Origin of the sequence: Streptomyces sp. WAC04114 (genome assembly GCF_019733245.1) — a bacterium.
Classification (GTDB): Bacteria; Actinomycetota; Actinomycetes; order Streptomycetales; family Streptomycetaceae; genus Streptomyces; species Streptomyces massasporeus_A.
Genome location: NZ_JAIGQA010000011.1, coordinates 39739 through 54933, shown reverse-complemented (window position 1 = coordinate 54933; position 15195 = coordinate 39739). Strand labels below are relative to the sequence as shown.

The 15195-nt window shown below is 72.3% G+C and carries 15 protein-coding genes and 3 pseudogenes; 12 read left to right on the top strand and 6 right to left on the bottom strand.

All coding sequences use genetic code 11. The annotated features are described in order from the left end of the window. Window positions 1–92: 92 nt before the first annotated feature. Window positions 93–344 (top strand): annotated as a pseudogene (locus K4G64_RS05795) (ATP-binding cassette domain-containing protein); the annotation flags it as partial. A gap of 11 nt (window positions 345–355) precedes the next feature. Further along, window positions 356–698: pseudogene (locus tag K4G64_RS39870) on the top strand (FtsX-like permease family protein); the annotation flags it as partial. Between the two features lie 181 nt (window positions 699–879). On the opposite strand, the gene K4G64_RS05785 reads toward K4G64_RS39870, so the two are convergent. Further along, window positions 880–1452, bottom strand: a complete 573-nt coding sequence (locus tag K4G64_RS05785; RefSeq protein WP_221754927.1) for a TetR/AcrR family transcriptional regulator — start codon at window positions 1450–1452, stop codon at window positions 880–882. A gap of 150 nt (window positions 1453–1602) precedes the next feature. On the opposite strand from K4G64_RS05785, the gene K4G64_RS05780 reads away from it, so the two are divergent. Together K4G64_RS05780 and K4G64_RS05775 are read left to right on the top strand one after the other, a co-directional pair. Then, window positions 1603–2460: a MoxR family ATPase gene (locus K4G64_RS05780; RefSeq protein ID WP_221754926.1), complete on the top strand. Its 858-nt coding sequence runs from the start codon at window positions 1603–1605 to the stop codon at window positions 2458–2460. After that, entirely contained in the window at window positions 2457–3815 is a 1359-nt protein-coding gene (locus tag K4G64_RS05775; RefSeq protein WP_221754925.1) for a VWA domain-containing protein, read from the top strand. Before K4G64_RS05780 ends, K4G64_RS05775 begins: the two co-directional genes overlap by 4 nt. Here the strand turns inward: K4G64_RS05775 and K4G64_RS05770 are convergent, their stop codons facing one another. From K4G64_RS05770 to K4G64_RS05755, 4 genes are all read right to left on the bottom strand, one after another. Then, on the bottom strand, window positions 3816–4520 hold the full coding sequence (locus K4G64_RS05770; RefSeq protein ID WP_221754924.1) for an SDR family oxidoreductase: 705 nt from the start codon (window positions 4518–4520) through the stop codon (window positions 3816–3818). A gap of 97 nt (window positions 4521–4617) precedes the next feature. Next, a complete protein-coding gene (locus tag K4G64_RS05765; RefSeq protein WP_221754923.1) occupies window positions 4618–4977 on the bottom strand; it encodes a cupin domain-containing protein in 360 nt (119 codons plus the stop codon). A gap of 141 nt (window positions 4978–5118) precedes the next feature. Then, entirely contained in the window at window positions 5119–6096 is a 978-nt protein-coding gene (locus tag K4G64_RS05760; protein WP_221754922.1) for a threo-3-hydroxy-L-aspartate ammonia-lyase, read from the bottom strand. Then, window positions 6093–6773, bottom strand: a complete 681-nt coding sequence (locus K4G64_RS05755) for a transcriptional regulator (RefSeq protein ID WP_221754921.1) — start codon at window positions 6771–6773, stop codon at window positions 6093–6095. The genes K4G64_RS05760 and K4G64_RS05755 overlap by 4 nt, the downstream gene beginning before the upstream one ends. A 371-nt stretch (window positions 6774–7144) precedes the next feature. Between K4G64_RS05755 and K4G64_RS05750 the strand changes: the two are divergent. From K4G64_RS05750 to K4G64_RS05740, 3 genes and pseudogenes are all read left to right on the top strand, one after another. Further along, window positions 7145–7369: pseudogene (locus K4G64_RS05750) on the top strand (cytochrome P450); the annotation flags it as partial. Window positions 7370–7505: 136 nt separating this feature from the next. Next, on the top strand, window positions 7506–8888 hold the full coding sequence (locus K4G64_RS05745) for an FAD-binding oxidoreductase (RefSeq protein ID WP_221754958.1): 1383 nt from the start codon (window positions 7506–7508) through the stop codon (window positions 8886–8888). A 130-nt stretch (window positions 8889–9018) separates the two neighbouring features. Further along, window positions 9019–10158, top strand: a complete 1140-nt coding sequence (locus tag K4G64_RS05740) for a winged helix DNA-binding domain-containing protein (RefSeq protein WP_221754920.1) — start codon at window positions 9019–9021, stop codon at window positions 10156–10158. A gap of 95 nt (window positions 10159–10253) precedes the next feature. On the opposite strand, the gene K4G64_RS05735 is transcribed toward K4G64_RS05740, so the two are convergent. Then, window positions 10254–10730 (bottom strand): DUF4396 domain-containing protein, encoded by a 477-nt coding sequence (locus K4G64_RS05735; protein WP_221754919.1) that lies wholly within the window; start codon window positions 10728–10730, stop codon window positions 10254–10256. A 125-nt stretch (window positions 10731–10855) separates the two neighbouring features. Between K4G64_RS05735 and K4G64_RS05730 the strand changes: the two genes are divergently transcribed. The 5 genes from K4G64_RS05730 (at window position 10856) to K4G64_RS05710 (ending at window position 15132) form a co-directional block, all read left to right on the top strand. Then, window positions 10856–11707: an SDR family NAD(P)-dependent oxidoreductase gene (locus tag K4G64_RS05730; RefSeq protein WP_260460058.1), complete on the top strand. Its 852-nt coding sequence runs from the start codon at window positions 10856–10858 to the stop codon at window positions 11705–11707. 112 nt (window positions 11708–11819) lie between these two features. Then, on the top strand, window positions 11820–12617 hold the full coding sequence (locus tag K4G64_RS05725) for a VOC family protein (RefSeq protein WP_221754918.1): 798 nt from the start codon (window positions 11820–11822) through the stop codon (window positions 12615–12617). Window positions 12618–12648: 31 nt separating this feature from the next. Continuing rightward, window positions 12649–13041, top strand: coding sequence for a nuclear transport factor 2 family protein (locus K4G64_RS05720; RefSeq protein WP_221754917.1), 393 nt, complete (start codon window positions 12649–12651; stop codon window positions 13039–13041). A 31-nt stretch (window positions 13042–13072) separates the two neighbouring features. Beyond that, on the top strand, window positions 13073–13609 hold the full coding sequence (locus tag K4G64_RS05715; RefSeq protein WP_221754916.1) for a GNAT family N-acetyltransferase: 537 nt from the start codon (window positions 13073–13075) through the stop codon (window positions 13607–13609). 23 nt (window positions 13610–13632) lie between these two features. Further along, on the top strand, window positions 13633–15132 hold the full coding sequence (locus K4G64_RS05710) for an ABC transporter substrate-binding protein (protein ID WP_221754915.1): 1500 nt from the start codon (window positions 13633–13635) through the stop codon (window positions 15130–15132). Window positions 15133–15195: the final 63 nt, after the last annotated feature.

Genomic DNA, 15195 nt, shown 5'->3' with positions numbered 1-15195 from the left:
GGATACGGGTTCTGCGGCCAGTGTGGTCACGCCCCCGCTCCGTAGCGTCGAGGGCGAGACACAGGGCGAGTCGACGAAGGGGGACGACGACGATGTTCCGCACCGGCCCACGACAGGACCAGGCCCCGGGTCCCGGGGCGGAGGCGCTGCGGCTGGTCAAGGTCACCAAGACCTACGCGGGCGCCGACAGCGCCGTGACCGCCCTGGACGGGGTGACGCTGGGACTGGGGCGTGGCACCTTCACGCCGGTCATGGGGCCGTCCGGTTCCGGCGAGTCGACGCTGCTCAGTTGCGCGACGGGGCGCGACCGGCCCGACAGCGGGATCGTGCGGGTCAACGGCACGGGTTCGTGTAGGTGCTGCTGGTCAACTTCCTCTATGTGGTGACCAGTTATCGCGAGCGGGAGTTCGGGCGGCAGCGGCTGGCCGGGGCGACTCCCGGGCCGGTGCTGGGCGTGGTGGGCGTGGAGGGTCTGGTGCTCACGGCCGTCGGGGTCTTCTTCGGCACCGTGGCGGCGCTGGCGGGGATCCGTCCCGTTCACCGTGGTCCGCACCGACGCGGCGCTGCCGGAGCAGACCTTCGGGGTGCGGCTCGCGGTCGTGGCGGTCGCCGCGGCGGTGACGATGGGCACGGGTCTCGCCACGGCCCGGCGGGTGCTGCGCACCCCGGCGGTGCGGGCGGTGACGTCGGCCGCGTGAGGACAAGGGCCGGGCAAACGGGCGGTCACGGCGGCGACCGCCCCTTCACCACGGGCAGGGCAACGGGCGGTGACGGTGGGGGCCGCCCCTTCACCTCGGGCAGGACAACAGGCGGTCACGGTGGCCGCCGCCCCTTCACCACGTGCGGGGCAACGGGCGGTCGCCGTGGCGGTCGCCCTCTTTACCGCATGCCGGAGGCGTCCAGCAGCGCGGTCACCGTCGCCGTGGTCAGGCCGTCCAGCGTCTCGATCCGTGCTCCGGCCCGGGCGCTGGCCCCGTCGAAGACCAGCATCAGCTGACGGGCGAGCAGCCCCGCGTCGCGCGCGCCGCCCTCCGCGGCCTGCGTGCGGAAGAAGCCGAGCAGCCACTCCTTCGCCCCGCGGGCGACGACGCTCGCCGGGTGCTCGGGATCCTTCAGCTCGACCAGCGCGGCGAGATAGGGGCAGCCCTGGTAGGCGGGCTCGGCCGAGGCCTTCTCCAGCCGTTCGAAGACGTGCAGGATCCTCTCGCGCGGGGCAGCGGCCTCCTCCTGCGGGCCGGGAGCAAGCCGCTCTTCGTACTCGGGGAGCCGTCGGGCCAGGCTCGCCGCGAGGACCTCGTCCTTGCTCGCGAAGAGCTGGTACATGGATCGCTTCGAGACCCCGGCGCTCCGGCACAGCGTCTCGACACCGAGGGAGACGCCCTCGCGGTAGAACAGCTCGGCCGCCGCGTCGAGGAGCCGGTCCCTGGTGGACGCCTTGTCGGTTGTGGCCATACGGGCGAGAGTACCGCGCACCGGGCGGCATGGAAACCGATCGGTTTAACCAATCGCCCGGACGAGACCCCCGTGACAGCGTGGGTGAACAAGCGCTTAGATAGTGCTCCGTCTGTCCGTCCGTCCCACGCCGCCGTTCTGGAGGCCCCGTTGTTCACATCCGTCGACGACGTCTCCGCACGCCTCGCCGAGACCGGCTACCTCGCCTCCCCCGCCGTCGCCACCACCGTCTTCCTCGCTGCCCGGCTCGGCAAGCCGCTCCTGGTGGAGGGCCCGGCCGGAGTCGGCAAGACGGAACTCGCCAAGGCCGTCGCCGCGGTGGCCGGGGCGCGGCTCGTCCGCCTGCAGTGCTACGAGGGGGTCGACGAGTCCCGCGCCCTGTACGAGTGGAACCACGCCAAGCAGCTCCTGCGCATCAGCGCGGGCCGCGACGAGACGTGGGACGAGGCCCGTACGGACATCTTCAGCGAGGAGTTCCTGCTGCCGCGACCGCTGCTGACCGCGATCCGGGGCGACGACCCGACGGTGCTGCTGATCGACGAGACCGACAAGGCGGACGTCGAGGTGGAGGGCCTGCTGCTGGAGGTGCTCAGCGACTTCCAGGTGACCGTCCCCGAGCTGGGCACGATCACGGCGACGCGCCGCCCCTTCGTCGTTCTCACGTCCAACGCCAGCCGGGAGCTGTCCGAGGCGCTGCGCCGGCGCTGCCTCTTCCTGCACATCGGCTTCCCCGAAGAGGAGCTGGAGCGCCGGATCGTACGGCTGAAGGTGCCCGGCCTCGACGAGGCGCTGGCCCGCTCGGTCGTGCGGGTCGTGGGCGCGCTGCGGGCGATGGACCTGCGCAAGGTGCCGTCGGTCGCCGAGACCGTCGACTGGGCGCACACCCTGCTCACCCTCGGCGCCGACTCCCTCGACGAGACGGTCGTGCGGGCCACGCTCGGGGTGCTGCTCAAGCACCAGGACGACGTCCTCAAGGCTTCGGCCAAGCTCGACCTGGACGCCCTGTGACGACGTCGGCGGGCGTCGCCGAGCGGCTGACGTCCCTGGTCGGGGCGCTGCGCGCGCACGGCATGCGGATCGGCACCGGCGAGAGCGTCGACGCGGCGCGAGCGGTCGGGGAACTCGGCCTCGCGGACCGGGAGCTGCTGCGCGAGGGGCTCGCGGCGACCCTGCTGCACGGGCACGGACAACGGCAGGTGTTCGACCCGGTCTTCGACCTCTACTTTCCGCGCGGCGTGGGCGGCCCTGATCAGCGAGCCGCCGGGCGGGCGGACCTGCGGGACCGGCTGGCCGACGCCCTGACCGCCGACGACCGGGCGTTGCTGGGCCGGCTGGCGATCGAGGCGGTCGACGGTTTCGGCGGCTACGGTTCCTCGCCGGAGTCGGACGGCTGGTCGTCGTACCAGACGCTCGAACGGCTGCGGCCGCAGACGCTGCTGGCCCGGGTGCGCGACAACATCCGGGGGCAGGGCGGGAATCAGGGGTTCGCGGACCGGCTGCTGGAGGACGAGGTCCGGCGGCGCATCGACGTCTTCCGCGCTCTGGTGGCGGCGGAGGCGCGGCGGCGGGTCGCCGAGCGGCGCGGCCGGGACGAGATCGCCCGGCGGGGGGTGGCCCCGACCGCCGACCGGGTCGATTTCCTGTTCGCCGGGCAGGACCGGCTGGCCGAGCTGCGCAGGACGGTCCAGCCCCTGGCGCGCAAGCTCGCGACCCGGCTGGCCGCCCGGCGCCGTCGCGCCTCGCGGGGCGCGATCGATCTGCGGCGGACCCTGCGCGGTTCGCTGTCCACGGGCGGGGTGCCGATGAAGCCGGTGCTGCGCAGGCGGCGTCCCATGCGCCCCGAACTGGTGCTGCTGTGCGATGTGTCGGGGTCGGTCTCCGGCTTCTCCGACTTCACGATGCTGCTGGTGCAGGCGCTGCACGACCAGTTCAGCAAGGTGCGGGTGTTCGCCTTCGTCAACCGCATCGACGAGGTGACCGGCCTGCTGGAGCGCGGCCGGGCCGACCCGGAGGGACTGAGCAGCCGGATCCAGGGGGAGGCGGCGATCATGGGCTACCACGGCAGCAGCGACTACGGCATGGCGCTGGGCGAGTTCGCCGAGCGGTACGCGGACGCGGTCGGTTCGCGCACGACCGTGTTCGTGCTGGGTGACGCCCGCACGAACCGGAGCGACCCGAACCTGCCCGCCGTGCGGCAGATCGCCGAACGCGCCCGCCGCGTCCACTGGCTGAACCCGGAGCAGCGCTCCCGCTGGGGCACGGGCGACTCCGTCGCGCCCGCCTACGCCGAGCTGGTCACGATGCACGAGTGCCGCAACGCCCGGCAGTTGAGCGCACTGGTGGCGCGGTTGCTGCCGGTGTGATCAGGCAGCGGTGAGCTGGGGGTAGAGGGCGGCCGGGTCGGCCGCGAGCCCGGCCTTGACCTGCCGCGAGATGTCGTCGGCCAGGACCTCGTAGGCGCCGGAGGCGATGCCGTCGAGGGCCTGGGCCGCGACGGATCCGGCACTGGACTTGGGGGCGTCGACCCCGACGGTCATGTCCGTGTCCACGTAGCCGACGTGGAGGCCGGTGACGTCGATCCCCCGCGGCTTGAGGTCCAGGCGCAGCGAGTTGGTCTGCGACCAGAAGGCGGCCTTGGAGGCGCTGTAGGAGCCGGCGAGGCCGATCCAGGACAGCACGGAGTGGACGTTGAGGATGTGGCCGCCGCCGTTGCGCTCGATGACGGGGACGAAGGCCCGGGTCACCAGGAGCGGCCCGTAGAAGTTGGTCTCGAACTCGCGGCGCACGTCCTCCACGGGCGAGTCGAGGAAGTTGGCGTTCACCGACGCACCGGCGTTGTTGATCAGCAGGGTGACGTCCTGTGCCCGTTCGGCGGCCGCGGCGACGGACTCGGGGTCGGTCACCTCCAGGGCCAGCGGTACGGCGTCGGGGTGCGTGACGGTGCGGGGGTCGCGGGCGGTCGCGTACACCTTCCGCGCGCCCCGCTCGTACAGGGCCTCGACCAGCGCCCGGCCGATGCCGCGGCTGCCGCCGGTGACCAGGGCGACGGAATTTTCGATGGCGGTCATGGGAGTCTCCACTCATTGCCCACAGCACGGAAACCGATCGGTTTCCCATGACGGGAAGCGTAAACCGATCGGTTTCCGAGGGCAAGGGCGGGGCTCGTTACTCCTTCTTCGCGTACTCCTTCGCCGTCTGCCCCTCGAAGTCGTAGACCACGACCTGTTCGTCCCCCACCACCCAGGCGTCGTGACCGGGCGAGACGACGAAGATGTCGCCGGGACCGACCTCGGTCTCCCCGCCGTCGTCCATGAGGATGTGCATGCGGCCCTGGACCATGCAGCAGTAGTGATGCATCTGGCAGGTCGCGGTGCCCGCGATCGGGCCCACGGACTCCGTCCAGCGCCAGCCGGGCTCGAAGGTGGCCACGGCGAAGTCGAGCTCCGTCATGTGGACTGCTTCGAGGTGGCCGCGGGGGAAATCACGCCGCTCATCGGGCTTGTCGAGCGTCTTCACTTCCAACATGACGCGCTCCCTTCCGGCCGCGGCATACCGCGGCCGGGGCCGGCTCTCCCCGGCGGCCCTGGACACCGCCGTCGACGGCCGGCCCGCTACCACTCAATCGTCCGTCCTGCCACCCGGGGACGCCATTCGGGGAACGTCCGCTCAGCCGCCGCTGCCGCAGAGCTCGGCGAAGCGCCCGGCGTCGATGTTCCCGCCGGAGATGACGACGCCGACCCGGCGGGGCAGTGCGCCCGCACGGCCGGTGAGCAGGGCCGCCAGCGGGGTGGCGCCGCTCGGCTCGACGACGATCTTCAGGCGCTCGAAGGCGAACCGCATCGCGTCCCGGATCTCGTCGTCGGTGACCAGGACGACGTCGTCGAGGAGCCGTTGGTTGACCGAGAAGGTCAGCTCGCCGGGTGTGTGCAGGGCCTGGCCGTCGGCGATGGTGTGCGGGACCGGGATGCTGACGCGCCGGCCGGCCTCCAGCGAGCGCTTCGTGTCGTCCCCGGCCTCCGGCTCGACGCCGATGGTGCGGATGCCGGGATGCAGGCCCTTGGCCGCCGTGGCGCTGCCCGCCATCAGCCCGCCACCGCCGACCGGCGTGAGCAGCGCGTCCAACTCTCCGACCTCTTCGAGGAGTTCGAGTGCGGCCGTGCCCTGCCCGGCCATGACGTGGGGGTGTTCGTACGGCGGGATGAGAGCGAGGCCGCGTTCGGCGGCGAGGGCTTCGGCGATGGCGACGCGGTCGCCGGTGTAGCGGTCGTACGTGACGATCTCGGCGCCGTAGCCGGCGGTGGCCGCCCGCTTGGACGGCGGGGCGTCCTCCGGCATCACGATGACCGCGGTGGTGCCCAGCTCGCGGGCGGCCAGGGCGACGGCCTGGGCGTGGTTGCCGGAGGAGTAGGCGGCGATCCCCCGGGAGAGCTGCTCGGGGGTGAGGCGGGAGGCGGCGTTGTAGGCGCCGCGGAACTTGAAGGCGCCCACGCGCTGGAAGTTCTCGCACTTGAGGTGGACTTCGGCGCCGGTGAGGGCGTCGAGGGTGCGGGAGCGCAGCACGGGGGTGCGGTGGGCGACGCCCTTGAGGCGGGCGGCGGCATCGCGGACGTCGTCGAGGGTGACCGGTGGGGTGGTGGTCGTCACGCGGGTCCTCCGGTGGAAGTGTCGTGGGCCGCCCGGGCCCGGGAGAGGTAGTTGTAGGCGGAGGCGCGGGAGATGCCGAGCCGGGCGGCGACCTGCTCGACGGCGCCGCGCACGGCGAAGACTCCGCGGGTGTCCAGCCCGTCGAACAGCTCCAGGCGCTCCGCGCGGTCGAGCTCCGCCCAGCTGCCCCGCTGCTTCGACTGGTGGACGTCGACGAGGGCATCGACCACGGCGTCGATGTCGTTGCCGAAGGTGGTGGTCGGCAGCTCCGCCGGGGCGGCGCCGAGTCCGGCGAGCGCGCCGAGCAGGCCGTGGACCTGGGTGACGGCACCGACGTCGACGTTGACACAGAGGGCGCCGAACACGGCTCCCGTGGAGTCCCGCAGCACCATCGTGGAGGACTTCACCCGTGTGCCGTCGCGGGTACGGGTGACGTAGTTCAGTTCGTCCTCCGCCTCGTCGCCACGGGCGAGGACGCGCATGCCGATCTCGCTCATCGCGCCACCGACCACGCGCCCGGTCAGGGATCCGGCCACGGCGACCACCGACACCTCGGGGTTGCGGTAGTCGTGCAGCACGACCTCGCACACCGGCCCGAAGGTCGCGGCGATCCCGCCCACGACCGGCCTCAGCGCGGCGAGGATCGCGTCCCGCTCGGCATCAGGCTCACTGCTCATCCATCCCCCTCTCGACTCCCACCCACTTTAGACCACACGTCCAGTACTTGGATAGACAGTCCAACTCATCACCAGCGGCGAGGGAACGCGCCGCCGGGTGGCCGACGTCGAGGCGGGAACGTCGGTTTCGTCGTGCCGCAGGCGGCCCCGTGCAGATGCGAGTCGTTGATGCCGGGCAGCACGGTCCGGCCGCCCAGCTCGACGATCCGGGTGCCGGGTCCGGCCAGGGCGGCACCTCCACGCCGCTGCCGGAGGCCAGGATGTCCCGGCCGCGCACGGCGATGCCCTCGGCGACGGTGAACCCGGCGCCCCAGGTGAGCACCTGTCCGCGGGTCAGGACGAGGGTGGGAGCGGTGTCGCTCACGGATGACCACGACTTCGACGTCGCGTGCCGCGACAACGACCACGTCACCTTCGGCAAGGGCAGCCCCCACCCGCGCCTGGGCAACCTGCTCGCCCGCATCGAGATCCGCATCGTGTTCGAGGAGCTGATCCCGCGCCCGGCGGACATCCGCCTCACCGGTGACGTCCCGAGGGTCCGCTCCAATTTCGTCAACGGCGTCAAGAAGCCGCCGGTTGAGGTCGCCCTGGCCTGACGCGGGCTTCCGCACGGGGGGTCGGAACCGGGAACGGCACCCCGCCGGGCCGGTGCATGCTCCGGACATGCGTCGTTCCGCGGTCGGCGAGAGGCTGGAAGGTGTCGACACGGTCACGCGTTCCGAGGAGATCGTCATGGACACCGCCACCCTGGAAGACATGCGCACCACGCTGCGGGGGCCGGTGATCGGCCCTCGGGACGCCGGATACGACGAGGCGCGCAAGATCTACAACGCGATGATCGACAAACGGCCCGCCGCCCTCGTGCCGTGCACGGACGCCGCCGACGTGATGGCGGCGGTCGGCTACGTCCGCGAGCACGGCCTGGAACTCGCAGTGCGGGGCGGCGGGCACAGCGGCCCCGGTCTGTGCCTGGTGGACGACGGCGTGACGGTCGACCTCTCGCCGATGCGCTGGGTGCGGGTCGACCCGGAGGCGCGGACAGCCGAGGTGGGTGGCGGCAGCCGGCTCGGCGACCTCGACCACGCCACCCAGGCCTTCGGACTCGCCACCCCTACCGGCATCATCTCCATGACGGGCGTCGGGGGCCTCACCCTCGGCGGCGGCCACGGCTACCTCACCCGCAAGTACGGGCTGACCGTGGACAACCTGATCGCCGCGGACGTGGTGCTGGCCGACGGCAGCTTCGTCACCGCGAGCGAAACCGAGCACCCGGACCTGTTCTGGGCCCTGCGGGGCGGCGGCGGCAACTTCGGCATCGCGACCGCCCTCACCTACCGGCTGCACCCGGTGGGCACGGTCGGGGCCGGGGTGACGGTCTGGCCGGTCGACAGCACCCGTGAAGTGCTGGCCTGGTACCGCGAGTTCCTCCCGCAGGCACCCGAGGACGTCTACGGCTTCTTCGCCGTCCTCGTCGTCCCGCCCGCCCCGCCCTTCCCCGAGGAACTCCACGGCAAGAAGGTGTGCGGCGTCGTATGGTGCCTCACGGGGGACCTGGACGCGCTCGACGACACCCTCTCGGTGGTGAACGACGCGGGCCGGCCGGCCTTCCACTTCACGACGCCGATGCCGTACGACCAGCTGCAGGGCATGTTCGACGAGCTGATCCCGACCGGCTACCAGTGGTACTGGCGGGGCGACTTCTTCGACAGCATCCCCGACGCGGCCCTGGACGTGCACCTCGAGTACGGGCGGAGCATCCCCACACCGCTGTCGCTGATGCACCTCTACCCGATCGACGGAGCCGCCCACCAGGTCGGCCCCGACGACACCGCGTGGAGCTACCGGGACGCGCTCTGGTCCGGCGTCTTCGCCGGTGTCGATCCCGACCCGGCCAACGCCGCGACGATCAGGCAGTGGTGCGTGGACTACCAGGAGGCGCTGCACCCGTACTCCATGGGCGGCTCGTACGTGAACTTCATGGGCTCGGGCGAGGGCCGGGAACGGGTCCGGGCGACGTACCGCGACCACTACGACCGGCTCGCCAGGATCAAGCGGACCTACGACCCGGACAACCTCTTCCACGCCAACCAGAACATCGAACCGGCGCGCGGGTGACGACCACGTGGCGCCGAGCACCCGGTCGGTGACCCGGCAGTCGGTGCGGCGCCTGGAGTGACGGGACGTGTGATCCAGACCACTGCCGTGGAGTGGGGGCCTCCGGCAGGGCCACGGCAGAATCCCCCGCGTGGACATCACCGCGCAGGAGCTCAATCGAGCCACCCTCGGCCGCCAGTTGCTGCTGGGGCGGGAGGCGATGGGGGCCGGGGAGGCGGTGCGTCGCGTGGTGGCACTCCAGGCGCAGCACGCCGCTTCGCCCTACGTCGCGCTGTGGAACCGGCTGGCCGGGTTCGCGCCGGCCGAGCTGGACGCCGCCTTCTCGGAACGCGCGGTGGTCAAGGCGACCCTGATGCGGATCACGCTGCACGCGGTCCACGCGGACGACTACCAGCTGTTCCGGGAGGCGATGCAGCAGACGCTGTACGCGTCCCGGCTCGGGTACCGCTTCGCCGCGGTGGGGCTCCCGCCGGCCGACGGCCAGGCGCTGGTCCCCGAGTTGCTGGACTTCGCGGACCGGCCGCGGACGGCCGCCGAGGTGCAGGACTGGCTGGCGCGGCGGGTCGGTGAGGAGCGCAAGGCCGGGGCGTGGTGGGGGCTCAAGGCGTACGCGCCGCTGCTCCACGTCCCGACCGGCGGACCGTGGTCGTTCGGCCCCCGGTCGTCGTTCGCCGCGGCGCGGACCGGCCCCGTCCCCGAAGGGCGGGAGACGATGGCGGAGGCTTTGAACCACCTCGTCCTGCGCTATCTGGCGGGCTTCGGGCCCGCGTCGGTGGCGGACGTCGCACAGTTCGCCATGGTGCCGCGGGCGCCGGTACGCCGTGCGCTGCTCGCCCTCGGCGACGCCGTGCAGCAACTGCGGGGCCCCGACGGGACCGTTCTGTACGACGTGCCGGGCGCCTCGCGCCCACCGGCGGACACTCCCGCCCCGCCCCGGCTCATGGCCATGTGGGACAGCGTCCTGCTGGCCCACGGCGACCGCAGCCGCGTGATCCCCCCGGCGTATCGCCGTCTGGTGATCCGGGTGAACGGCGACGTGCTGCCCACGCTGCTGGTCGACGGCCGGGTCGCCGGCGCGTGGCGCGCGCTCGACGGCGGCATCGAGGCCACGGCCTTCCACGACCTGCCGACCACCGTGTGGGACGGACTCGCCGAGGAGGCCGCGTCGTTGACGGCCCTGCTGGCCGACCGCGACCCCGAGGTCTACCGCCGCTACCACCACTGGTGGCCGAAACTCCCCGACGGCCAGGTGCGCCTGCTCAAGGGCTGAAGCGCGCCGAGTTCCCCCGGCTCGGCTCGGAAACCAGGTCGACGGCTTCTGGTCCGGCCGGGCTCCCCCGGCCCCGTGCGAGACGTGACGTCGCGTCAATGATGGGCATGGACCACGGCGTGGCCCTTGCCGCGGCCGATCATCCACTTGTTGACCGGGGTCGTGATCAGGAAGGCGACCGCGAAGCCGCCCAGGAGGGCGTACCAGAAGAGACCCTCCGACAGTTCGGCGTCCATCGCGCCCGGGGTGAGGGCGATGATGAGGTTGTCCACGAGTTCCATCACCGCGATCGAGACCGTGTCCGCGGCGAGGGCGACCCGGATCGCGGCCTTGAGGTCGAGGCCGGCGCGCAGGACCGCGAACAGGGTGAACGAGTAGCCGAAGAGGAACGCGAGCCCGATCGCCACCACCATGGTGGGCACGTTGCCCCATCCCGCGGCCGTGCCGATCACCATGCCGAGGATCTCGCCGATCGCACACCCGGTCAGACAGTGCAGCGTCGCCTTCACGGCGGTCCCCCAGGACGCGGTCCCGTGCCGATGCTTCCCAGGTTCATGAGCGGTGTGGTCCATGAGGCCGACTATATACCCCCCAGGGGTATGCGTGCGAGGGGTCGGCGAAGGCTCGCCGGGCGCTCCCGCGGAGCGACCGGCACCGCTCGACGGCCGGCCGGACGATCGACCTAGAGTGGGTCGCCATGACGACCCACCCGACGCCATCGCCCGAGCCGACCCGGCCGTCCCGGCAGACGGGGGCGACTTCGCCGTCCCACGCGCCACGGGACTACCTCTCCGAGCTGTTCTCCCTGGAGGGCCGGGTCGCGGTGGTCACCGGCGGCAGTTCCGGGATCGGCCGCGCCATCACCGGCGCCCTCGCGCGGGCCGGGGCGAGCGTGGTGGTCGTGGCCCGCGGCGAGGCCGGGCTGGCCGCGACGACCGAGGAGCTCACGGCCCAGGGCTGCCGCGCCTCGTGGGTCAGCGCGGATCTGAGCACCCGCGAGGGGGTGCGGACGGCCGCCGAGCGGGCTGCAGGGGTGTTCGGGGAGCCCGACGTCCTCGTCAACAGCGCGGGGATCAACCTGCGTCCGCCGATGGACGAGCTCGGCGAGGACGTCTGGGACGCCACGATGGCGGTCAACCTGGAGGCTCCGTTCCTGCTGGGGCAGCGCTTCGGCCCCGGCATGGCGGAGCGCGGGTACGGGCGGATCATCCACATCAGCTCGCAGCAGGCGCATCGCGCGTTCGTCCAGAGCGGCGCCTACGGCGCCTCCAAGGGCGGGCTGGAGGCACTGGCGCGTTCCCAGGCCGAGGCGTGGTCGCCGCGCGGGGTGACCTGCAACCTCCTCGTGCCGGGCTTCGTCATGACAGCGCTCAACGCGCGGCTGTCCTCGGACCCGGAGAAGGTGGCCGCCCTCGCCGCCCGCACGATGATCGGGCGCAACGGCCTCGCCGAGGACTTCGCGGGCGCGGCGGTCTTCCTGGCGAGCGCGGCGTCCGCCTATGTCACCGGGCAGTCGGTCTTCGTCGACGGCGGGCTGTCCGTCCACTGACGCCGCCCCCGGCGTCGGCCGGGGTCCCCCGAACGGCGAGCGGCCGACGGGCGACGGGCGACGGGCGGTGTCACGCTGGGCACACAGGCCCCGCGGAAGGGAAAACATCGCCATGATCACGACGGACTACGTCCCCGGTTCCCCCTGCTGGCTCGACCTGGGCGCTCCGGACGTCCCGGCCGCCGCCGCGTTCTACGGCGCCGTCCTCGGCTGGGACTACGAGTCCATGGGCGAGAGCGAGGACTTCGAGGGCGGGATGTTCAAGAAGGACGGCAAGATCGTCGCCGGGCTCGGCAAGCTCACCGAGGAGGGCGCGCGTCCGGCCTGGATGCTCTACTACAGCGTCACCGACGCGGACGCCACGACGCAGGCCGTGCAGCAGGCGGGCGGCACCGTGCGGGTCTCGCCGATGGACCTCGACGACTGGGGCCGGATGGCGCAGTACAGCGACCCGCTGGGCGGTCAGTTCGCGGTCTGGGAGCCGGGCACGAACAAGGGCATGGAGCTGGTGGACCAGCCGGGCTCGTTGTCGTGGACCGAGCTGTACACGACCGACGCCGCGGGCGCGCGGGACTTCTACGGCGGCCTCTTCGGCTGGCAGTTCAGCGACATGCCGCTGCCGGGCGGGGCGGGCACGTACACCCTGATCACCCCGGCGGGGCTCCCCGAGGACCGGATGCAGGGCGGGCTCATGCAGCTCGGCAAGGAGGACCTGACCGTGACGGGCGGACGGCCGTACTGGCACCCGGTCTTCGCCGTGGAGGACTGCGACGCCGCGGTGGCCCAGGTCACCGGGAACGGCGGCAGCGTGCAGATGGGCCCGGTGGACATGGAGGGTGTCGGACGGCTCGCCGTCTGCCTCGACCCTGCCAACGCGGACTTCGTGCTGCTCGCCCCGTCCGAGAGCTGAGCGGCCGCCCCGGCACGACCACCGCCGCGACATGAGCGAAAAGCCCGATCCTGCAGATGAACTCCAGCTCGTCCGGCTGGCGAAGAGCTGGGCCGAGGCGATCGTCTCCGACGACCCCGCGCGGATCGCGGGGTTCATGGCGGACGAGTGGGTCATCGTCTCCGCGTCCGGGATCGACCCGCGGGAGAAGTTCCTCTCCCTCTTGGCGTCCGGCGCGCTCACCCACTCGGCGATGGACCTCAGGACCGATCCCCGCGTCCGCGTCCATGGAGACACCGCGCTGGTGACGTGCCGGGTGACGAACACCGCCCACTACGAGGGCGAGCGTTACGACGCCGACGAGTGGACGACGGATGTGTTCGTGCGGCGGCAGGGCCGCTGGCTGTGCGTGCTGAGCCACATCACGCCCGCGGCCCCCGCCTGAGGCGCGAACCCTTCTTGCATATGATGCGCAAATGCGCGACTACAGCATCAGGGAAGCCGCCGCGGCCGACATCGACGGGGCCCGGGCGGTGATGCTCGACGCCGTGTACCGCGACTTCGGCACGGGCTACGTGCCGCGCTGGCACGCCGACATCATCGATCCGGTGCCGTTCTACGTGACGCCGCCCCGGCACGCCCTCCTGGTGGCCGTGGACGAGCGGGACGGGACGGTCGCGGCCACGGCGGCACTGGACGCGCGCGGCCCGGAGCACCCGCCGAACCCGCGGTGGCTGGCCGAGCGGTTCCCCTCGGGCGAGACGGCCCAGCTGCGGCGGGTGTACGTACGCCCCGAGCACCGGCGGCGCGGCCTGGCCCGTCAACTGGTGGACCGCCTGCTGGAGTTCGCCCGGACCGACGGCGGATACAGGTCCGTGTACCTGCACACCTATCCGCACTCCCCGGGCGCGCTGGGCCTGTGGCGGGCACTGGGCAAGGCCGTCTGCGACGAGCGGGAGGAGGTGCCCGGCGGAGGCAGCGGCGTCGTGCACTTCGAAATACCACTCACATAACGAAAATGGTATTCATATACGCTATGAGAACTCCCCGCCGGCTTATAGCCGGGCTGTTCGTGCTGCCCTTGCTCTCCGGCTGTTTCGCGTCGTCCGGTGACGACGCGTCGGCCTCCTCCGGCTCCGGCAACGGCGCCCGGCTGCGCGTCGCCCTGCCCTTCGCCCCGACCGAGAACTACTCGCCGTACGGCCAGGACGCGATGATCCTGTCCCGGCTCGGCGTCATCGAAGGGCTGACCAAGCTGGACGCGAACGGCACGGCGGTCCCCGCGTTGGCCGAGTCGTGGAGCAGGGAGAACGGCGGCAAGAGCTGGCTGTTCACCCTGCGGGACGCGAGGTTCCAGGACGGCGAGGCCGTCACCGCCGAGGCCGTCGCCGCCGCCCTCACCGCCGCCGGCAGGGCCGACCCGGCACCGGCGGCGCTCGCGGGAGTGAAACTGACCGCCGCGGCCGAGGACGACCAGCGGGTCCGGGTCAGCACCGCCGAGGCCGACCCCGTCCTGCCGTTGCGACTGTCGAACCCCTCCCTGGCGGTGTTCGCGCCCAAGGCGTACGACAGGAAGGGCACGGTGAACGTCGAAGGCACCGCCACCGGCCCCTTCGCACTCACCAAGATCGACGGTGACACCGCGGCCACGCTGAACCGCTTCGACGACTACTGGGGCGGCCGGGCCCAGGCGTCCGGCGTCACCGCCCGGTTCGTCTCCGACGGCACCGCCCGCGCCAACGCCCTGCGCACCGGCGACGTCGACATCGCCGAGTCCCTGCCCGTCGCCCAGGTCGCCTCCCTGGACAAGGACGAGGTCCACGAGGTCGACACCGCCCGCAACACCAGCCTGTACCTCAACACCAAGTCCGGCGCGTTCACCGACGCGGGGCTGCGGGCGGCCGCACGCGAGGCGATCGACACCTCGGTCATCGCCAAGGGCGCCTACGAGGGGTACGCCGTGCCCGCGCAGGGCCTGTTCGGCCCGGCCCTGACCTGGGCCGCCGGCAAGCGCGTCGAACCGACCGGGCGGGCGCGGGCGACCCGCCCCGGCGGCGAGCGCATCACCCTGGCCGCCTACAGCGACCGGCCCGAGCTGCCGGAGACCGCCCAGGTGCTCCAACAGCAGTTGGAGAAGGCGGGGTTCGAGGTGAAGCTGGAGGTGCGCACGTATGCGCGCCTCGAAGGCGACCTGCTGGGCGGCAAGTTCGACGCCGCGGTCTTCTCCCGCAACATGATGCTGGACACCGGCGACCCGGTCACCGTCCTCGCGAGCGACTACACCTGCGACGGCTCCAACAACCTGTCGTTCCTGTGCGACAAGAAGGTGGACAAGCTGGTCGCCGCCGCCCAGGCCGAGTCCGGCACCGCCGAGCGGCAGGACGCCGCCATGAAGGCGGAGGCGGCCGTCCTCGGCACCGACTCGGTCATCCCGCTGGTGCACCAGAAGCTCGTCGCGGGCATCGCGACGTCCGTCCAGGGCGCGCTGCCCGACCCGTACGAACGCACCCTCATCGGGATGGGGACCAGGCGCTGAACAGCTCGAACCCACCCTGGACGAACGGTGCCGCCGCCCGAGTACGCGCACTCGCGGGCGGTG